A 1,169-nucleotide genomic window follows, 5' to 3' on the forward strand; every position below is an offset into this window, starting at 1 on the left:
TCTACAATCCGCTGAAAGAGGTCCCCAACATTGTGCTGGATGCGCTGAATGTGGGGATGCTGATGATGGGACGCAAGCCGGAAGCAGAAGTGGAAAAGGCGGTAATGGAGTTTATCACACGGTACGGCCTGCTGGGGCTGATGACCGCCCTGCCCACCACGCCGTCCTTTATGGACTATGAGGCGGTATACCTGCCCAAAAACCACTTCATTAAGGAAGAATCCATGGCGACAGACAAATACCTGTCCCTGTTTTATCCTTTTGACCAGCTGGACTTGGTGAAGAAAGGCATAGAATCCACGTGGAATGTGTCCGGTGACCGGACGATGATTGCCCTGACCATGACCTTCATGGACGAGCCGATGGCGAAAAACATGAGCTTCCAGCGGGAATATGCGGAACCCTACGAGTGGGTTGCTCAACAGTTCAAGGACTGGGCCTTTACGCTAACCACCGCCTTTTTCTACTACAATGACTATGATTTCATGGGCGAGGACGAACGGGGGCTGCACCGCAAGGCTATGGCCGCATTTGGCGGGATTGCCCCCACCTACCACATTGAGCTGCTGGATAAGCCTACCATTTACTGGGATTTCCATTCCCTGCTGCTGGGTATCCAGATGATGTTCAGCTTCATGCTGGTGGACGGGGAGCAGCCCCTGCGCCTGTGCAAGCACTGCCAGAAGGTGTTCCTGGGCAGCCGGTCCAACGCCGCCTTTTGCAGCCCACGGTGCAAGAACCAGTATAATGTCTACAAGAGCCGGGGAAAGAACCGGACGGATGGAGGTGACGAGGAATGAGCGAGGAACAGGGACTGACCCCGTATGAAACCAGAGAAATCCTCTTTTACAAGACCGAAAACGGAGAAGTGCGGGTGGAAATCCTGCTCTTTCAGGAAAACCTCTGGCTGACACAGGCAAAAATGGCAGAACTGTTCGAGGTGCAGAAAGCGGCCATTTCCAAGCATCTGAAAAACATTTTTGAATCCGGCGAACTGAGCGAGGATTCAGTTGTTTCCAAAATGGAAACAACTGCGGCGGACGGGAAACGGTATCAGACCAACTATTACAATCTGGACGCCATCATCGCTGTGGGGTATCGTGTGAACTCCAAAAAGGCGACCATGTTCCGCATTTGGGCAAACAGAGTGTTGAAAGACTTCATCATCA

At 52.5% G+C, this 1,169-nt stretch carries 2 protein-coding genes; both read left to right on the plus strand.

What is annotated here, in order from left to right:
* A partial coding sequence (locus ACTQ34_RS17980) for a hypothetical protein (protein ID WP_441364966.1) occupies nucleotides 1-800 on the plus strand: 800 nt, incomplete at its 5' end.
* Nucleotides 797-1,169, plus strand: a 373-nt coding sequence (locus ACTQ34_RS17985) for a virulence RhuM family protein (RefSeq protein ID WP_441364967.1), incomplete at its 3' end; no start/stop codon positions are given. The genes ACTQ34_RS17980 and ACTQ34_RS17985, both read left to right, overlap by 4 nt.

Origin of the sequence: Agathobaculum sp. LCP25S3_E8, assembly GCF_052117165.1 — a bacterium.
Taxonomy (GTDB): Bacteria; Bacillota; Clostridia; order Oscillospirales; family Butyricicoccaceae; genus Agathobaculum.